General features: G+C 32.8%; 16 protein-coding genes. 14 read left to right on the top strand and 2 right to left on the bottom strand.

Features of this window, described 5'->3' with window-relative positions; genetic code table 11:
* Nucleotides 1–75 precede the first annotated feature (75 nt).
* The 4 genes from H9L18_RS08980 to H9L18_RS08965 all read left to right on the top strand — a co-directional run bounded on the left by H9L18_RS08980 (nucleotide 76) and on the right by H9L18_RS08965 (nucleotide 4,801).
* Entirely contained in the window at nucleotides 76–1,281 is a 1,206-nt protein-coding gene (locus H9L18_RS08980) for a helix-turn-helix domain-containing protein (protein WP_126794930.1), read from the top strand.
* Between the two features lie 105 nt (nucleotides 1,282–1,386).
* On the top strand, nucleotides 1,387–2,409 hold the full coding sequence (locus H9L18_RS08975; protein WP_126794932.1) for a DUF1002 domain-containing protein: 1,023 nt from the start codon (nucleotides 1,387–1,389) through the stop codon (nucleotides 2,407–2,409).
* 113 nt (nucleotides 2,410–2,522) lie between these two features.
* The gene (locus H9L18_RS08970; protein ID WP_126794934.1) at nucleotides 2,523–2,990 is read left to right on the top strand and encodes a DUF1801 domain-containing protein; all 468 of its coding nucleotides are present in this window, start codon (nucleotides 2,523–2,525) and stop codon (nucleotides 2,988–2,990) included.
* 116 nt (nucleotides 2,991–3,106) lie between these two features.
* The gene (locus tag H9L18_RS08965) at nucleotides 3,107–4,801 is read left to right on the top strand and encodes an IS1182 family transposase (protein ID WP_187559336.1); all 1,695 of its coding nucleotides are present in this window, start codon (nucleotides 3,107–3,109) and stop codon (nucleotides 4,799–4,801) included.
* Here the strand turns inward: H9L18_RS08965 and H9L18_RS08960 are convergent.
* Nucleotides 4,775–5,737, bottom strand: coding sequence for a hypothetical protein (locus H9L18_RS08960; protein ID WP_126795496.1), 963 nt, complete (start codon nucleotides 5,735–5,737; stop codon nucleotides 4,775–4,777). The two genes, H9L18_RS08965 and H9L18_RS08960, sit on opposite strands and share 27 nt — an antisense overlap.
* Before the next feature lie 131 nt (nucleotides 5,738–5,868).
* Between H9L18_RS08960 and H9L18_RS08955 the strand changes: the two genes are divergently transcribed.
* The 3 genes from H9L18_RS08955 (at nucleotide 5,869) to H9L18_RS08945 (ending at nucleotide 7,136) form a co-directional block, all read left to right on the top strand.
* Entirely contained in the window at nucleotides 5,869–6,165 is a 297-nt protein-coding gene (locus H9L18_RS08955; protein WP_126795498.1) for a DUF1905 domain-containing protein, read from the top strand.
* A 1-nt stretch (nucleotide 6,166) separates the two neighbouring features.
* Entirely contained in the window at nucleotides 6,167–6,517 is a 351-nt protein-coding gene (locus H9L18_RS08950; protein WP_126795500.1) for a DUF2200 domain-containing protein, read from the top strand.
* Nucleotides 6,518–6,647: 130 nt separating this feature from the next.
* Nucleotides 6,648–7,136 carry an FUSC family protein gene (locus H9L18_RS08945; RefSeq protein WP_185847524.1) on the top strand — a complete coding sequence of 163 codons (489 nt, stop codon included), beginning with the start codon at nucleotides 6,648–6,650 and terminating at the stop codon, nucleotides 7,134–7,136.
* Nucleotides 7,137–7,227: 91 nt separating this feature from the next.
* On the opposite strand, the gene H9L18_RS08940 is transcribed toward H9L18_RS08945, so the two are convergent.
* Complete coding sequence (locus tag H9L18_RS08940; protein ID WP_185847518.1) at nucleotides 7,228–7,383, bottom strand: hypothetical protein; 156 nt, start codon at nucleotides 7,381–7,383, stop codon at nucleotides 7,228–7,230.
* A 255-nt stretch (nucleotides 7,384–7,638) separates the two neighbouring features.
* Between H9L18_RS08940 and H9L18_RS08935 the strand changes: the two genes are divergently transcribed.
* The 7 genes from H9L18_RS08935 to pcrA all read left to right on the top strand — a co-directional run bounded on the left by H9L18_RS08935 (nucleotide 7,639) and on the right by pcrA (nucleotide 15,721).
* On the top strand, nucleotides 7,639–7,998 hold the full coding sequence (locus H9L18_RS08935) for an SdpI family protein (RefSeq protein ID WP_126795503.1): 360 nt from the start codon (nucleotides 7,639–7,641) through the stop codon (nucleotides 7,996–7,998).
* Nucleotides 7,973–8,695 (top strand): response regulator transcription factor, encoded by a 723-nt coding sequence (locus H9L18_RS08930; RefSeq protein WP_126795505.1) that lies wholly within the window; start codon nucleotides 7,973–7,975, stop codon nucleotides 8,693–8,695. The genes H9L18_RS08935 and H9L18_RS08930 overlap by 26 nt, the downstream gene beginning before the upstream one ends.
* Nucleotides 8,695–10,125 carry a sensor histidine kinase gene (locus tag H9L18_RS08925; RefSeq protein WP_126795507.1) on the top strand — a complete coding sequence of 477 codons (1,431 nt, stop codon included), beginning with the start codon at nucleotides 8,695–8,697 and terminating at the stop codon, nucleotides 10,123–10,125. The genes H9L18_RS08930 and H9L18_RS08925 overlap by 1 nt, the downstream gene beginning before the upstream one ends.
* A gap of 133 nt (nucleotides 10,126–10,258) precedes the next feature.
* Nucleotides 10,259–10,546 carry a UPF0223 family protein gene (locus H9L18_RS08920; RefSeq protein WP_126795509.1) on the top strand — a complete coding sequence of 96 codons (288 nt, stop codon included), beginning with the start codon at nucleotides 10,259–10,261 and terminating at the stop codon, nucleotides 10,544–10,546.
* Entirely contained in the window at nucleotides 10,543–11,307 is a 765-nt protein-coding gene (locus H9L18_RS08915; RefSeq protein WP_126795511.1) for an inositol monophosphatase family protein, read from the top strand. The genes H9L18_RS08920 and H9L18_RS08915 overlap by 4 nt, the downstream gene beginning before the upstream one ends.
* Nucleotides 11,308–11,444: 137 nt before the next feature.
* Complete coding sequence (gene typA / locus H9L18_RS08910) at nucleotides 11,445–13,286, top strand: translational GTPase TypA (protein ID WP_126795513.1); 1,842 nt, start codon at nucleotides 11,445–11,447, stop codon at nucleotides 13,284–13,286.
* Nucleotides 13,287–13,462: 176 nt separating this feature from the next.
* Complete coding sequence (gene pcrA / locus H9L18_RS08905; protein WP_126795515.1) at nucleotides 13,463–15,721, top strand: DNA helicase PcrA; 2,259 nt, start codon at nucleotides 13,463–13,465, stop codon at nucleotides 15,719–15,721.
* The last annotated feature ends 14 nt before the right edge of the window (nucleotides 15,722–15,735 follow it).

Here is a 15,735-nt window from a genome sequence, read left to right as displayed (position 1 = left end):
TATAGAATAGGAATTAAGAAAATAAGTATCAAAAAAAGACAAATCACTAATTTTTTATCGAGAGGACTTAGACTTATGACAGATAATTTTCCTTATATAAGTGGTGATTATTTTTCAGAAAAATATCAACCATTTGAGTTAACATTGACGAATGAAACTCTTTTCAAAACGGAAAAGGAGCATTTTAGAAATGAAATTGAATATATTTTTGTAAGTGATGGATTAGGTTCGATTGAAATTAATGGGGCAGTTGTCTCTATTAAAAAAGGTGATTTTATTCAGTTAATGCCGTATCATGTTCACCGATTTATATTTGAAAAGGAAGAATCCATTCAAATTGTTAAAATCCGCTTTTCAATTGGCTTGTTATTATATACGAGCACTAATAAGAAAAACTACTTAAAATTTATTCAATCCCTTGAAAATAGTATTCCCGTGGTTCATTTAAACGAGAGGTTTCAAAGAAGGTTAGCTTTTATTTTTGAAGAGACAATCTTTGATATAAATGAAGGTAAAAAAGGATTAGAAACTCTTTATATTTCACTCATTTCTTTTATTTCTTATGCTTATTATTACCATTATAATCAATTAATTGAAGAAAAAGAAAAGCAGCACTTAGGTGGAAGGATGTTACAGTATATTCAATTTCATCATCAAGAACAGCTAACAATTAATCAAGTAGCTGATGTTTTTTCTTTAGGGCCAGAGGAAGTCAAAGAAATCTTGTATGATTTAACGGGATTTAGTTTTACTCAACTCCTAAATCAAGTTCGAATTAGAAATGCAGTTGCTTTGACACAATTCAACGAGCTTTCAATTAACCAAATAGGAAAAATTTGTGGCTACCAAACAGATAGTGCCTTTTACAAACAGTTTAAGTTGCTCGAGAATAAGACTCCTGAGTGTTATCGTCAAGAAATAAAGGGACAAGAAGATATTCAATCGGATGCATTCGAAATTTTTCTGTTTTTGATGGAATACTTATGTGAGCCGATAACCATTAATGAATTAGCTAAAAAACTCAACTTTTCTGAGAAGAAAATTAATAATCGACTAAAAGAAGCATTTAATCTGAACTTTCATGATTTTTATACTAAACTGAGGATAGTCGCAGCCAGAAATTTATTAATAAGTATGCCACTTAAAGTAGAAGAGGTCGCATTAAAAATGGGATTTCAAGATCGATTGACGTTTTCGAGAAATTTCAAGAAAGTATTTGGTGTAACCCCTTCACAATATAAAAAAACAAAAGAAGAGGATAAAATATTAATATTTTACTAAGATTTATTGATATTTTATAAAACCCTACTTAAGTTGGATGCTCAAATTAAAAAACACTGTTACAATGTCACTGTGACGATTTAGATTTTAACGGAGGTTATCAATATGAAAAAAATAAAATTATTATCATTAAGCGCATTACTTTTTGCAGCGCTAGGAGCGGGAACTATTTCTTATGCAGATGAGAAGACCAAGGATGAAGGCTGGGATGTTCCAAATATTGCTTTAGGAAACGGCTTGAATGAATCGGAGAAAGCAAAAACAAATGAAATCTTAACGAAAGATTTAGATAAAGTGCCTGAATTAAAAGGAACAGATGTTACTAAAAACAATCAATTTATTGTAGATGGAAATGATTTGGTGAAATATGTAACTGATGTTCCAGAATTCACTGCTAATTCAAAAGCTTATTCAAGTGCTTTAATTGCTAGAACCAAAAGTGGAACAGGCGTTAACGTTGAAATTGTTACACCTGAAAATATTACTGCAAGAACAGAAGCAATGTATCGTTCAGCAGCTATTACCAGTGGTGTCTATGATGCTTACATTCGTATAGCGAGTGTTAGAACAATGGATGGAAGTGGTGCTTTAGCGGGAATTTACAAAATTTATGACGAAGTAGACCCAGCAGCAGATGGTAACGATCAAAAAAGTCGTGATGAAAAACGTGAAGTTGCCCAAGAGCAAATGAAAGTTGTTTCTTCTATCGATGAAGCAAATCAGGATAAAAAAGATTATTCTTCTGAAAACGTACTAGTTATGCTTGCTGATATTCAGCTAGAGTTACAAAAGATGAATAAAAAATTAGATGAGATGTCTCAAGAAAATAAACAACAAGAAGTTGGAAAAGTAGTAGATAAACAAATTGAAAAAAATGGTTTAACCGATGTTATTACACCAGAACAAAAAACAGAAATTGTTAATAATATGGTTTCCTTTACTGGAACAGATGCCATGACTGACTCTGAGATGACTAAACAATTATCTGGTTTTAAAGATGATATTATGAAGAATGGTAAAGAGTTTAAAGATAATTTATTATCAGATGAAAATGTAGAAAAAGCTAAAACAGGTATTTCTGGCGTATGGCAAAGTGTTAAAGATTTCTTTTCAAATTTATTTAACTAATTATTAGGAAAAGAGCGAAATATAGGATAAAACTTATATTTCAGCTCTTTTCTTTTGTCTAATATTAGGGCTAAGTGCTATATTTAATCTATCAAAATTAAAGGAAACTGATAATGGATAAAATAGAGAATTATTTAGAGGCCATTGATGAAAAACGCAAAGAGCCATTTAGAAAATTGTATGAAATTGTTAAAGAAAATATGCCAGATGGATTTGAAGAGGAATTTCTATACGGTATGATTTCCTTCGTTGTACCTTTGAAAACTTATCCAAATGGTTATTTGAATCGAAAAGATGAACCAATTCCGTTTATTTCTCTTGCTGCTCAAAAAAATCATATTGCTTTATATCATATGGGAATTATGGGACAAGACTCTTTACTTAAGTGGTTTCAAGAAGAATATGCCAAACAAGTTCCAACCAAACTCAATATGGGAAAAAGCTGTATTCGTATGACGAACGTCAAGCATATTCCCTATGAGTTAATTGGTGAATTAGTTACAAAGATGTCATTAGAAGAATCGCTAGAAAATTATGAAAAGTATACCAATCAAAAAGAGGCTGACCCAAAAGTCTCTTAAATAAAATAAAAGGAACAAAATCTTTTTTTTAGATTTTGTTCCTTTTTTTGACGAAAAAAATAGCACTATCCTTTATAATTAAAGCGTCGAAACCAAATCAAAAGGGAGTGCTATTTATGTATAAAAATTATAACATGAAACAAGTTACATTATCACTAGATTTAGAAATTTATTTAGAAAAAAACGACATCGCTTTCGCGATTAATGAATTAGTAGAGAGTATTCCAAGTTACGTTTTTTCTGTTTTTGATCATCAAATGGGAACCTCGTCTTATGATCCAAGAATGATGTTGAAACTTATTTTATGTGGATATACACAGTCTAATTTTTCTGGTAGAAAAATTGAAGCGATGACTAAAGATAGTATTCGTACTAGGTGGTTGACTCAATCACAATTTCCTAACTTCAGAACCATTAATCGTTTTCGAGTGAATCCTTTGGTTCAGCCAATTCTTCAAGAGTGTTTTATTCAATTTAGAAATCAATTAGTTTCGCAGAAATTGATTGAAGAAGATTCTATTTTTATTGATGGGACCAAATTGGAAGCTAATGCCAATAAATATAGTTTTGTTTGGAGAAAGAGTACGACCAGATTTGACGATTCTCTAACAGAAAAATCAAAAATATATTATAAACAATTAGTCAAAGAAAAAATCATTCCGTCGATTCATAATGAAGATGAGGAATGGGATGATAAACAGTTGAATCTCATTGCCGATTCTATTGAAACTAAAGTATCTGAGTTGACTGAACAAATAGATGATACAGAAGACGTTACACTTAGAAAAGAACTCCGTCGTCAAAGAAAGGAACCTAAAAAAGCCTTAAAGGCTTTTCGAGAATTCAGTGATAGGAAGAAAAAATATAAGCAACAATATCAGATTTTTAAAGAGAGAAATAGTTTTTCAAAAATAGATATAGACGCTACTTTTATGAAAATGAAAGAAGATCATATGATGAATGGTCAACTGAAACCGGCATACAATGTCCAAATCGCAACCAACAATCAATACGTTCTAGCTTATGATACTTTTTCAAATCCAACAGATTTTAAAACGATGATTCCTTTTTTGACCACTATCAAAGAATCTTATTTTGAGTTACCTAATTATATTGTAGCTGACGCCGGTTATGGAAGTGAAGAAAACTACCAAGCCATCTTGGATGATTTTGAGAGAACACCATTAATCACCTACACTATGTATCAAAAAGAACAGACCAAAAAATATAAACAAAACCCATTCATTACTAATAATTGGAAATACAATGAATTAACAGATAGCTATACTTGTCCTAACAATAGAGAACTGAGTTTTAGAAATTACTCTACTCGCAATGATAAACAGGGATTTACAAAACAGTTAAAAATGTATGAATGTGAAACATGTATAGATTGCCCTGTCAGATCTTTGTGTACCCGAGCAAAAAGTAATAAAAGTAGAGTCATTCAAAAAAATGGTAACTGGGAATATTTTAAAGCTCACGCAAGAGAGCTTTTGAGCGATGATGTAACAGGAGCGATTTACCGTCGAAGAAAAATTGACGTAGAACCAGCCTTTGGAAATCTAAAGGCTAATTTGTCGTTCAATCGATTCTCGGTTAGAGGTCAAGAGAAAGTAACACAGGAGTTAGGTTTTGCGTTTATGGCTCTAAATTTGAGAAAACTAAGTAAATTTAGGAAGGATATAGACAGAAAAATAAGAAAAAACAAGAATTCCAAAATGATAAACCTCATTTTAGAATTCTTGCTTTGTTTTAAGAGACTTTTGGGTCAGCCTCTTTTATTAATAACATTTACTACAAGGCTCTAAACCTCTAGCAAGGGCCGTATCAAGTGTCGCTTCAGTGTAATTTCCTCGTCCACACACACGATTATGGTATTTCGAACCAGTTGGTGTGACTAAAACCATCTCTGTGTTCTCTACTTGTTGCACAGCTTCTTGTTCTTTTGCCGCTCTTTCTTCAGCTTCAGCTTGCTGTATTTTTTGATTAACAGTTTCTAGTCTTTGATTAAAGCTGTTATTATCATGAGATAACTTTTGTTTTTCTCGTACAGCAGTATCGTAGTCGTTTCGAGTTAATGAGTTTTCCGCTGTTACAATTGAATTTTCAATTGATTTAATAAGCTCTTTTTCTTTAACTTTTCCTTCTATTTCTTTAAGCTGATCCTCATCTTCTTGTTGAGATTGTTTCGACTCACTTACTATTTTTTGAGCTTTTTGAAAGTTTTCTCTCGTTGGCTCTTTTTGAGCTAATGCTAAAGCAGTTTGAATTTCTTTTAGTTCGCGAGCCTTCTTTTCAGTAGCTAATTTCTTTTGCCTCTTTTGTTTTGCTTTTTTTTCTTGTTTAGCTAATACTTTTTTATACTTTTTGGAAGCTTCAACCTTTACTTGCTTTTTAAGTTTCTTATTCCCATGTTTTGAAGTGACAGGAACAGATTTTTTCTTTTCTTTTTTTAGTTGATACGTGAAAGTAAATTTACCATTTTTTTTAGTTGTTACTTTTTCACCATCAATTTTAAGTTTTGCTTTAGGATTTGTTTTACCTTTAATCGTGACGTATCCTTTTTTATCTGTTGTCATCTGATCATCACTAATTTTTAGGTAATTTTTCTGAGGTTTAGCAGCTCCACAAAAAACGAGTAAAACAAGCAATAGACAGGCAGTTCGAAGCCCTTTTTTCTTTTTAGTGCTTAAAAATATACCAAGAAATACTATACCAACCATTAAACCAATAAGACTAAACACAACTTCTCCTCCTTTTTCTCTTATGAATCAATTATAGGTGTTATTAAATAGAATTGAAACACTCATAGGCAATTTTGGCTTAGAAAACTAACGTCATATGATATATTAAATATAAAAGAGAAGGTGAATATATGTCAGAAAAAATATATCAGTTTAATTCGCTAATCTATTCTTCAGAAGTTGGCAAGGGAGGGACGTACATTATTTTTCCCTATGATATCCGCGAAGAGTTTGGTAAAGGTCGTGTAAAAGTTCAAGTCGATTTTGAAGGAATTCCCTATGAAGGAAGTATTGTGAATATGGGAGTAAAAGACAGAGATGGCAATATTTGCTATATTATTGGTATTAAAAAAGATATTCGAAATCAACTGAATAAAGAAATAGGAGATACAATCAACGTTAAGGTTCAAGAAAGGAAGGATGATTAAGATGGCCAATCATAAAATATTTGATATGTCTGTAGCAAGTGTCTATCCATTGTATTTGAAAAAAATTGAGAAAAAAGAGCGAACTAAATCAGAGTTAGATGAAGTCATTAGATGGTTAACAGGGTATTCTCAAGAAGGATTAGAGAAACAATTATTAGATGAAGTTTCTTTTAAAGATTTTTTTGAGGACGTACCTCAGTTAAATCCCAATGTAAACTTAATTAAGGGTGTTATTTGCGGATATCGAGTAGAAGAAATTGAAGATCCTTTGATGCAAAAAATAAGATACCTAGATAAATTAGTTGATGAGTTAGCTAAAGGAAAATCGATGGAAAAAATCTTGAGAAAATAAGAGTCGATTTGCATTTTTGCGCTAAAGAGCTTAAAATGAAAGAAGTTGTGAAAAGTTTTCTTGAAAAAGGAAGCTTTTTTTCATGTCATTTGATAAAAGGAAAGAGGAATGAAATAAGTTGAAAATTGGTATGCGTACAATAAAAACGGGTTTAAGTGTTTTTATTTGTATATTAATCAGTTTTATCTTTAATCGTGAAACCTATGTTGTTTCTTCGATTACAGCAGTTTTTACGTTAAGGGAAGATATGTATAACACGTTGAAGTTTGGTAGGCATCGTGTCGTGGGAAATATCACAGGTGCTTTGTTTTCTGTGGTAGCTATTTTTATTTTTAATCAGTTAGGTGACGGGAGACTTGTTCAGTTATTTTCAATCCCCTTATTAATCACCCTAATGATTTGGTTACTCTCTGTTGCGAATTGCTATGAAGGAACAGTAGGAGCTTGTGCAACATTTTTAACGATTCTTTTCATGATTCCAGATAATCAATCATATAGTTATGCTCTAGCAAGAGTGTTAGACAGCTTTATAGGGATGTTTGTTGCATTTGGAATGAATACAGCTATTCCTTGTCGTATCAAAAAGTTAATGCCAATCAAAAAAGACAGTATTGAGTGACACTCAATATTGTTTTTTTGCATAACAAAAAGGTATCCATACATTAAATGTTTGAATACCTTCGTCAATAGCTGGAATCTTCCACAGTTGATTACTCCTTAACTAGTTGATTTAAATTGTTTTTTGCTTCTTCAATAGTAGAACCTTGTGCTGAAATATTTTCATTGTTTGCATCAAAGACAATAAAGATATTTGCCTCAGTGTCTAAAGTAATACGATATTGAATAGCTTGATTGTTAAATACCATAATAAATTCTCCTCTCGATTGTTTCTTGTAATAAGAAAGGCATAAACTTTCATGGTAACAAAATTCCTACGCTTAATTTAACATATGGTTTTTCATTAATCAAGTAATAACACATCAAATTTCATGGAAATTTCATAAATTTTTATTAAGATGTAAAATATCAAAGAGAGGATAAACTTTTTAAGCGAAAGATTGTTCCGAATTGAATCAAAAAATAGTATACTAGATATATTAAATGAGATTGGTGTAGATAATATGATTTTTTATTTTGTAGGTATCGTTTTAACTGTTGTAGGTTTTTTATATTTGGTGTTTCCATCAAAGAATAGAGTCAACAAGTACGGATATAGAACCCAGCGTGCTAAAATGAGTGAAGCAAGTTACGATTATGCGCAGAAAGTTGCCAGTCGTACTTTTTTAATGATTGGTATACCAACCTTTATTATAGGGTTTTTATTAAAACAATTTGGTTTAATTCACTTTTTTATTTTGGAAGTCTTATTAATTGGCATTCCAATTATTAGAATTTTTTATTTGATTGAAAGAAAATTAGAAACGTTTAACGATAATGAAGAAGGAGTTGCAGTAGATGAAATTACTAATGATCGAGGATAATGAATCAGTATCAGAGATGATGAAAATGTTTTTCTTAAATGAAGAATGGGATGTGACATTTGAATACGATGGTAAAGATGGATTAGATCAGTTTTTAGCTAGCCCAGATAGTTGGGATATGGTGACGCTAGATCTTAACTTACCAACGATGGACGGAGTAACTGTTTGTCGTGAAATCAGAAAAGTTTCAACAACCGTTCCTATTATTATGCTAACAGCAAGAGATTCAGAAAGTGATCAAGTAATTGGCCTTGAAATGGGGGCAGATGACTATGTCACTAAACCATTTAGCCCAATAACATTGATTGCAAGAATTAAAGCTTTACATCGTCGTGCTGTTTTAACAGATGATACGGACAAAGTGTCAAATGAAATTGATGAAGCATTTGATGTGATTACAGATCATTTCAAGATGAATACTAAAACAAGAGAAGCTTATTTAGATGACCAATTAGTTGAAGGTCTAACGCCAAAAGAATTTGATTTACTTTTAACGTTGGCTAAAAAACCTAGACAAGTATTCTCAAGAGAGAAATTATTAGAATTAGTATGGGACTATCAATATTTTGGAGACGAACGAACAGTTGATGCTCATATTAAAAAATTAAGACAAAAAATTGAAAAAGTTGGTCCTCAAGTGATTCAGACAGTTTGGGGCGTTGGTTATAAATTTGATGACTCTGGAGTCGGTGAGTAATGCGTTATTTACTTCAACAAATGATTGCGTTCTTCGCTATTATTTTGACTGTACTTTTCATTTTCGGTGTAGCCTTCACGCAAATTACTAAAACAACTGTTAAGGAAACAACTTATAAGCAGTTAAAGGGATACTCGACAACCGTCATTGATAATATGACTGAGCAGAATTGGTCGATTAAAGAATCCCTTGATACAGCTCATGCGATTGTTAAAAATCAAAATGTTGGTTTCTATTTATTGGATGAAAGACGGATTGTTACGTATCCACCGTCAAAAGAAGTTCAAAGTGCAGAGAACATCATTTCTAACGAAGAGTTAAAAGAATTAAAAAAAGGAAACTCCATTCAAAAAACGGTTGTGAATACACTTGACCATAAAAAAACGACTATTGCTATGTTTGTTCAACCTTTATTTTCTGCTCCTATGCTAGAGTATGAAGGGGCATTAATTGTGTGGCAACCAAGTAGTAATATAGAGAAAAGCGTTAGTTCTTTAACGCAGAATTTATTCAAAGGATTTGTTATTTCGACCATTATAGCGTTAATTATTAGCTATATTTTAGCGAAATTCCAAGTAAACCGAATTAGTCGCATGCGTAAAGCAACCACTCAAATTGCTGAAGGTAATTTTGATGTCCATTTGGAAGTCAAAAATAATGACGAGCTTGATGATTTGGCTCAAGATTTTAATCAGATGGCTGGAGCACTTAAAGAATCTCACATAGAAATTGAACGACAAGAAGAAAGACGTCGTAACTTTATGGCAGATGTGGCTCATGAGATGAGAACACCGTTGACTACGATCAATGGCTTACTTGAAGGTCTTGCTTATAATGCGATACCTGAAAATCAAAAAGATAAATGTATTAACTTAATGCAAAATGAAACGAGACGCTTAATTCGTTTAGTCAATGAAAATCTAGATTATGAGAAAATCTTGACCAATCAAATTAGCATTGCTGTCCAAAAGTTAAATGCGACAGAAATTTTAGAAACATTAGTTGATCAACTTGGTGGTAAAGCAGCTGATAAAAATAATGAACTGATTTTGGAAACAACAGAAGAAGTTGAAATTTATGCTGATTATGACCGTTTTGTTCAGGTAATGGTTAATATCATCACCAATGCTATTCAATTTACTGAAGATGGACAAATTAGATTGAATGTGACAAGAGGTTATATGGAAACAATTGTGAGTGTTTCAGACACTGGAATTGGAATGACTGAAGACCAAGTGAAAAATGTTTGGGACCGATACTACAAGGCAGATCCATCAAGAAAAAATACAAAATATGGTGAATCTGGTTTAGGTTTATCCATTGTGGATCAATTGGTTAGACTACACGGCGGCTCGATTAAAGTTGAAAGTGAAGTAAACGTAGGGACAACTTTTACAATCAGTTTCCCAGATCAATTGCCAGAAGAATAACAACAATTTAGAAGGCAAAGATAGAGTGATTTCCTTTATCTTTGTCTTTTTTCACGTCTTAATAGTTGTTAGACTATACCAAACTGTTTTTTTTTGATACACTTTAGAAGATAGAAAAATTGAGGATGATAACATGACAGAAAATTATAGTTACCCACTGAATCCAGAATGGACAACAGAAGAGTTAATTATTGTGGTTAATATGTGGAGTAAACTGGAAGAAGTTTATGAGAAAAAAGTTGATGCAGAAAGCTTTTTAGCTGTTTATCAAGAATTTAAACAAGTAGTAAAAAGCATTGGCGAAGAAAGACAATTAGGTAATGAGTTTGAAGAGTTGTCTGGTTTTTCATTGTACCGTGTGGTGAAACAAGCCAAGCTTCAAAAAACTGGCTGGTTAAACAGAAAGGATTTTGTTAAATGACAAGATTGGAATTAATGGATCAAGTTGTTTCTTGGGTAAATGAGGCTGCTGAGGACGTTAAAGAGAAACTGAAATCACCTGTTTTAGTAGAAGAAAAAAGCAATCGACATGACTTAGTGACTAATGTGGATAAAGAAACAGAGCTCTTTTTAGTTGAAAAAATTCGTAAAGCTTATCCTGATGATTTAATTCTAGGAGAAGAAGGTTTAGGAGATTCTTTAACTAGTACATCAGGTCGTATTTGGATTATTGATCCAATTGATGGCACGTTGAATTTTGTTAAGCAACAAGAGAATTTTTGTATCATGATTGGCATTTTTGAGGATAATGAACCTGTCTTAGGTTTTATCTATGATGTCATTAAAGATGAGTTTGCTTATGGTGGAAAAGAAACTGGTGTCTTCCTAAATGGTGAATTACTTGCACCTGTTGAAAATATTGGCTTGCGTGATGGTTTAATTGGCGTTAACGGTGGTATGTTTGCTAGAAATACGTTAAACGCTCAAGACATTGCATTAAAAGCAGTTGGTATTAGAATGTTAGGATGTGCCGGACTAGATTTCTTAAACGTGATTCGAGGCAAACAAAATGCTTATATTTCTAATTTAGCTCCTTGGGATTTTGCTGCAGGAATCGCATTAAGTGAGCCATTAGGTTTAATAAGTTCTAAGTTTGATGGAAGTCCGTATAGTATTTTGGATGGTAGGCAGTATTTTGTTATCGCAACAGAGAAAACATACGCTGACATTTTTAAAAAGTAAGTTTTTTTATAAAAAAGTGTTAATTTGAAAACTTTTCACTTTTTTTCAGTCGTTTTTTTTGTTATAATAAACAGTCGGAAAAATTAGGCGAACAGGGTTCGTCTTTTGTTTTAATAGAGTGAGGAGAGTCTATAATAGTGAAATTAAGAGAAGATATTCGTAATGTGGCAATTATTGCCCACGTTGACCACGGTAAAACAACCCTAGTTGACGAGTTGTTAAAACAATCAAATACATTTGATAGCCATACACAGGTTCAAGAAAGAGCCATGGATTCAGGTGATATTGAAAAAGAACGTGGTATTACAATTTTAGCTAAAAATACAGCTATCAACTATAAAGATAAGCACATCAACATCTTGGATACACCAGGACATGCGGACTTTGGTGGAGAAGTTGAGCGTATCATGAAAATGGTTGATGGGGTTATCTTGGTAGTTGATGCCTATGAAGGTACAATGCCTCAAACACGTTTCGTGTTGAAGAAAGCCTTAGAACAAAAATTAACACCAATCGTAGTTGTTAACAAAATCGATAAAGCAACTGCTCGTCCAGCTGAAGTAGTGGATGAAGTATTAGAATTATTGATTGAATTAGGTGCAGATGATGACCAATTGGAATTCCCAGTTGTCTATGCTTCAGCAGTTAATGGAACAACTAGTTTATCAGATGATCCAAGTGATCAAGAAAACACAATGGATTATGTGTATGATGCTATCTTAGAACACATCCCAGCTCCTGTAGATAATAGTGAAGAACCATTACAATTCCAAGTATCCCTATTAGATTATAGTGATTACGTTGGACGTATCGGAATTGGTCGTGTCTTCCGTGGAACAATTAAAGTAGGGGATCAAGTTGCTTTAATGAAACTTGATGGAGAAGTGAAGAAATTTAGAGTCACTAAATTATTAGGTTTCTTCGGTTTAGACCGAGTTGAAATCCAAGAAGCTAAAGCCGGAGATTTAATTGCTGTTTCTGGTATGGAAGATATCTTCGTTGGGGAAACAGTTACACCTGTTGATCATCAAGATGCTTTACCAATCTTACATATTGATGAGCCAACTCTTCAAATGACTTTCTTAGTTAACAACTCACCATTTGCAGGTCGCGAAGGTAAGTTTGTAACAGCTAGAAAAATTGAAGAACGTTTATTAAACCAATTACAAACAGATGTATCTCTTAAAGTTGAAGAAGCTGGCTCTCCTGATAGATGGACAGTTTCAGGACGTGGGGAATTACATTTATCTATTTTAATTGAAAACATGCGTCGTGAAGGTTTTGAACTTCAAGTATCACGTCCAACAGTTATCTACCGTGAAGTAGATGGCGTTTTATGTGAGCCATTTGAAAAAGTTCAAATCGACACTCCTGAAGAATATATGGGTGGCGTTATTGAATCATTAGGTCAACGTAAAGCTGAAATGCAAGATATGATCAACTCAGGTAACGGCCAAGTTCGTTTGATTTTCTTAGCACCTGCTAGAGGATTAATTGGTTACTCAACTGAATTCATGTCATTAACACGTGGCTATGGTATTATGAACCATACATTCGATTCTTACTTACCAGTTATTTCTGGTTTAGTTAGTGGTCGTCGTAATGGAGCTCTTGTGTCAATTGACCAAGGTAAAGCAACAACATACAGTATCATGAGTATTGAAGAACGTGGAACTGTTTATGTTGAACCAGGTACTGAAGTTTATGAAGGAATGATTGTTGGACAAAATAGTCGTGAAAATGACTTAGGTGTTAACATCACTAAAGCAAAACAAATGACTAACGTTCGTTCTGCTAATAAAGACCAAACTTCAGTTATCAAAAAACCAAAAATTCTTTCATTAGAAGAATCATTACAATTCTTAAATGATGACGAGTATTGTGAAGTAACACCAGAAAGTATCCGTTTAAGAAAACAAATTTTAAATAAAGCTGAACGTGAAAAAGCAGCTAAACGTAAAAAAACAGCAGATAACTAAAAATCAATGTTAGAGGTTGGAGTGAAAATTCCAATCTCTTTTTTGATGTTTTGAATCTACTTTAAATAATACAAAAGGATTCCATCAAATCTCGAATTTCTTCTCATTTTAAAAGAAATTTATCAGAAATTTTGCTATAATGGAAAAGATTTGATAAGAAAGGGTGTTCGTACATAATGAGTAATAGAGATAGTCTAATCCAAGGCTTAAATGAAAAACAAAAAGAAGCGGTAATGCATACCCAGGGACCGCTTTTACTTATGGCTGGAGCAGGTAGTGGAAAAACACGTGTTTTGACCCATCGTATTGCTTATATCATCAATGAAAAAGATGTAAATCCGTGGAACATTCTTGCCATTACTTTTACAAATAAAGCAGCTCGTGAGATGAAGGACCGTGTGGTAAATATCTTAGGTCCTAGTGGAGAAGATGTTTGGGTATCAACCTTTCACTCGATGTGTGTTAGAATGCTACGCCGTGATGTTGATGTTATTGGTTATAATAGAAACTTTACGATTTTAGATAGTAGCGACCAACTAACTTTAATGAAACGTATTTTAAAAGAAGAAAATATTGATTCAAAAAAATATGATCCAAGAAGTATGATTAGTGCTATTAGTAATGCAAAAAATGAGTTGTTAACACCAGAACTTTACGAAGAAAGATATACAGGCTTCTTTGAAAAGGTAGTAGCAACTTGTTATAAACGCTATCAAAAAGAGTTAAGACAAAATCAATCAATGGATTTTGACGACTTAATTATGCTAACGATTCGTTTACTAAAAACAAGTCCAGATATTTTAAGCTATTATCAAAATAAATTTCAATATATTCATGTTGATGAGTATCAAGATACAAACCATGCTCAATACACTTTAGTTAATATGTTAGCTAAACGCTTTGAAAATCTATGTGTCGTTGGGGATGCTGATCAAAGTATTTATGGTTGGCGTGGAGCTGACATGCAAAATATTTTAGATTTTGAAAAGGATTATCCAAGTGCTAAAACGATTTTGTTAGAGCAAAACTATCGTTCTACTAAAAATATTTTACAAGCAGCTAACAGTGTGATTGAACAAAACGATAATCGTAAGAAAAAAAATCTTTGGACGGATAATCATGAAGGGGACAAAATTGTTTATTTCCGTGGTGAAAACGAGCGAGATGAAACCCAATTTATTGTTTCTAATATCCAAAAAATAGTCGCTGAAGAAGGAAAAAAATACGGTGATTTTTGTGTCTTATATCGTACTAACGCGATGAGTCGTGTGATTGAAGAGACCTTCTTGAAGTCTAATATTCCTTATAAAATGGTCGGTGGACATAAATTCTACGACCGTAAAGAAATTCGTGATATTTTAGCTTATTTAAATGTGATTTCAAATGAAATGGATTCTTTAAGTTTTGAACGAATTGTGAACGTTCCAAAACGCGGTATCGGACCTGGTACTGTTCAGAAATTACGTGATTTCGCTGATATTCATGTGTGGTCATTGCTTCAAGCAGCAGTTGATGTTGATTTAACTAATATTACTGGAAAAGCACGTAATGAGTTAGCTGGTTTTGGTGCCATGATGCAAGACTTCAAGCAAATGATTCCGTTCTTAAGTGTCACTGAATTGGTTGAGCAAGTATTAGAAAAAAGTGATTATCGCGATGACCTTAAACGCCAGAACACGCTAGAAGCTCATTCAAGACTAGAAAACTTAGAAGAGTTTTTATCTGTAACTCAAGAGTTCGACAAACGTTTTGAAGCTGGAGAATATGACAATGATGAATCAGAATCAGAAGAAGAAGGTCCAAATAAATTAACCTTATTCTTAAATGATTTAGCTTTAGTATCTGATATTGACGGCTTAGAAGAAGAACAAACACAAGTAACTTTTATGACACTTCATGCGGCTAAAGGATTGGAATTTCCTTATGTGTTCTTAATGGGAATGGAAGAAGGTGTATTTCCATTATCAAGAGCACTTCTTGAAAATGATGAGTTAGAAGAAGAACGTCGATTAGCTTACGTGGGAATTACACGTGCAGAACAAAAACTATTTTTAACCAATGCTTTTAGTCGAACACTATATGGTCGTACTCAATACAATCGACCTTCTCGTTTCTTAGGGGAGATTGATGATAATGTCATTGAAAGTTTTGGTCAGGAGAATAAAGTAGTTCGACAAACACCAATTGGAGAAAGACCTAATCGAAGATCAAGTTATATTCAACCTGAAACAAAAGTCGTTTCAAGTAAAGTTCAAACAGGTGGCGAAACAAGTGCTTGGAAAGCTGGAGATAAAGCCTCTCATAAAAAATGGGGTGTTGGAACAGTTGTTAAAGTTTCAGGAAACAACAAAGATTTAGAATTAGATATTGCTTTTGAAGGCCAAGGCATTAAAAGGCTTTTAGCAGCATTTGCTCCAATTACAAAAGTTGATTAAGGAAGTGATAGGAA

The organism is Vagococcus carniphilus (assembly GCF_014397115.1).
Lineage (GTDB): Bacteria > Bacillota > Bacilli > Lactobacillales > Vagococcaceae > Vagococcus > Vagococcus carniphilus.
This window is presented reverse-complemented; position numbering and strand designations above follow the sequence as displayed.

Excerpts from the sequence above, each read along its gene's own strand:
- H9L18_RS08945 (WP_185847524.1), top strand. The coding sequence starts at position 6,648 with ATGCGTACAATAAAAACGGGTTTAAGTGTTTTTATTTGTATATTAATC.
- H9L18_RS08930 (WP_126795505.1), top strand. The coding sequence starts at position 7,973 with ATGAAATTACTAATGATCGAGGATAATGAATCAGTATCAGAGATGATG.
- H9L18_RS08950 (WP_126795500.1), top strand. The coding sequence starts at position 6,167 with ATGGCCAATCATAAAATATTTGATATGTCTGTAGCAAGTGTCTATCCA.
- H9L18_RS08935 (WP_126795503.1), top strand. The coding sequence starts at position 7,639 with ATGATTTTTTATTTTGTAGGTATCGTTTTAACTGTTGTAGGTTTTTTA.
- H9L18_RS08940 (WP_185847518.1), bottom strand. The coding sequence starts at position 7,383 with ATGGTATTTAACAATCAAGCTATTCAATATCGTATTACTTTAGACACT.
- H9L18_RS08965 (WP_187559336.1), top strand. The coding sequence starts at position 3,107 with ATGTATAAAAATTATAACATGAAACAAGTTACATTATCACTAGATTTA.
- H9L18_RS08955 (WP_126795498.1), top strand. The coding sequence starts at position 5,869 with ATGTCAGAAAAAATATATCAGTTTAATTCGCTAATCTATTCTTCAGAA.
- H9L18_RS08975 (WP_126794932.1), top strand. The coding sequence starts at position 1,387 with ATGAAAAAAATAAAATTATTATCATTAAGCGCATTACTTTTTGCAGCG.
- H9L18_RS08970 (WP_126794934.1), top strand. The coding sequence starts at position 2,523 with ATGGATAAAATAGAGAATTATTTAGAGGCCATTGATGAAAAACGCAAA.
- H9L18_RS08920 (WP_126795509.1), top strand. The coding sequence starts at position 10,259 with ATGACAGAAAATTATAGTTACCCACTGAATCCAGAATGGACAACAGAA.
- H9L18_RS08925 (WP_126795507.1), top strand. The coding sequence starts at position 8,695 with ATGCGTTATTTACTTCAACAAATGATTGCGTTCTTCGCTATTATTTTG.
- H9L18_RS08915 (WP_126795511.1), top strand. The coding sequence starts at position 10,543 with ATGACAAGATTGGAATTAATGGATCAAGTTGTTTCTTGGGTAAATGAG.
- H9L18_RS08980 (WP_126794930.1), top strand. The coding sequence starts at position 76 with ATGACAGATAATTTTCCTTATATAAGTGGTGATTATTTTTCAGAAAAA.
- pcrA (WP_126795515.1), top strand. The coding sequence starts at position 13,463 with ATGAGTAATAGAGATAGTCTAATCCAAGGCTTAAATGAAAAACAAAAA.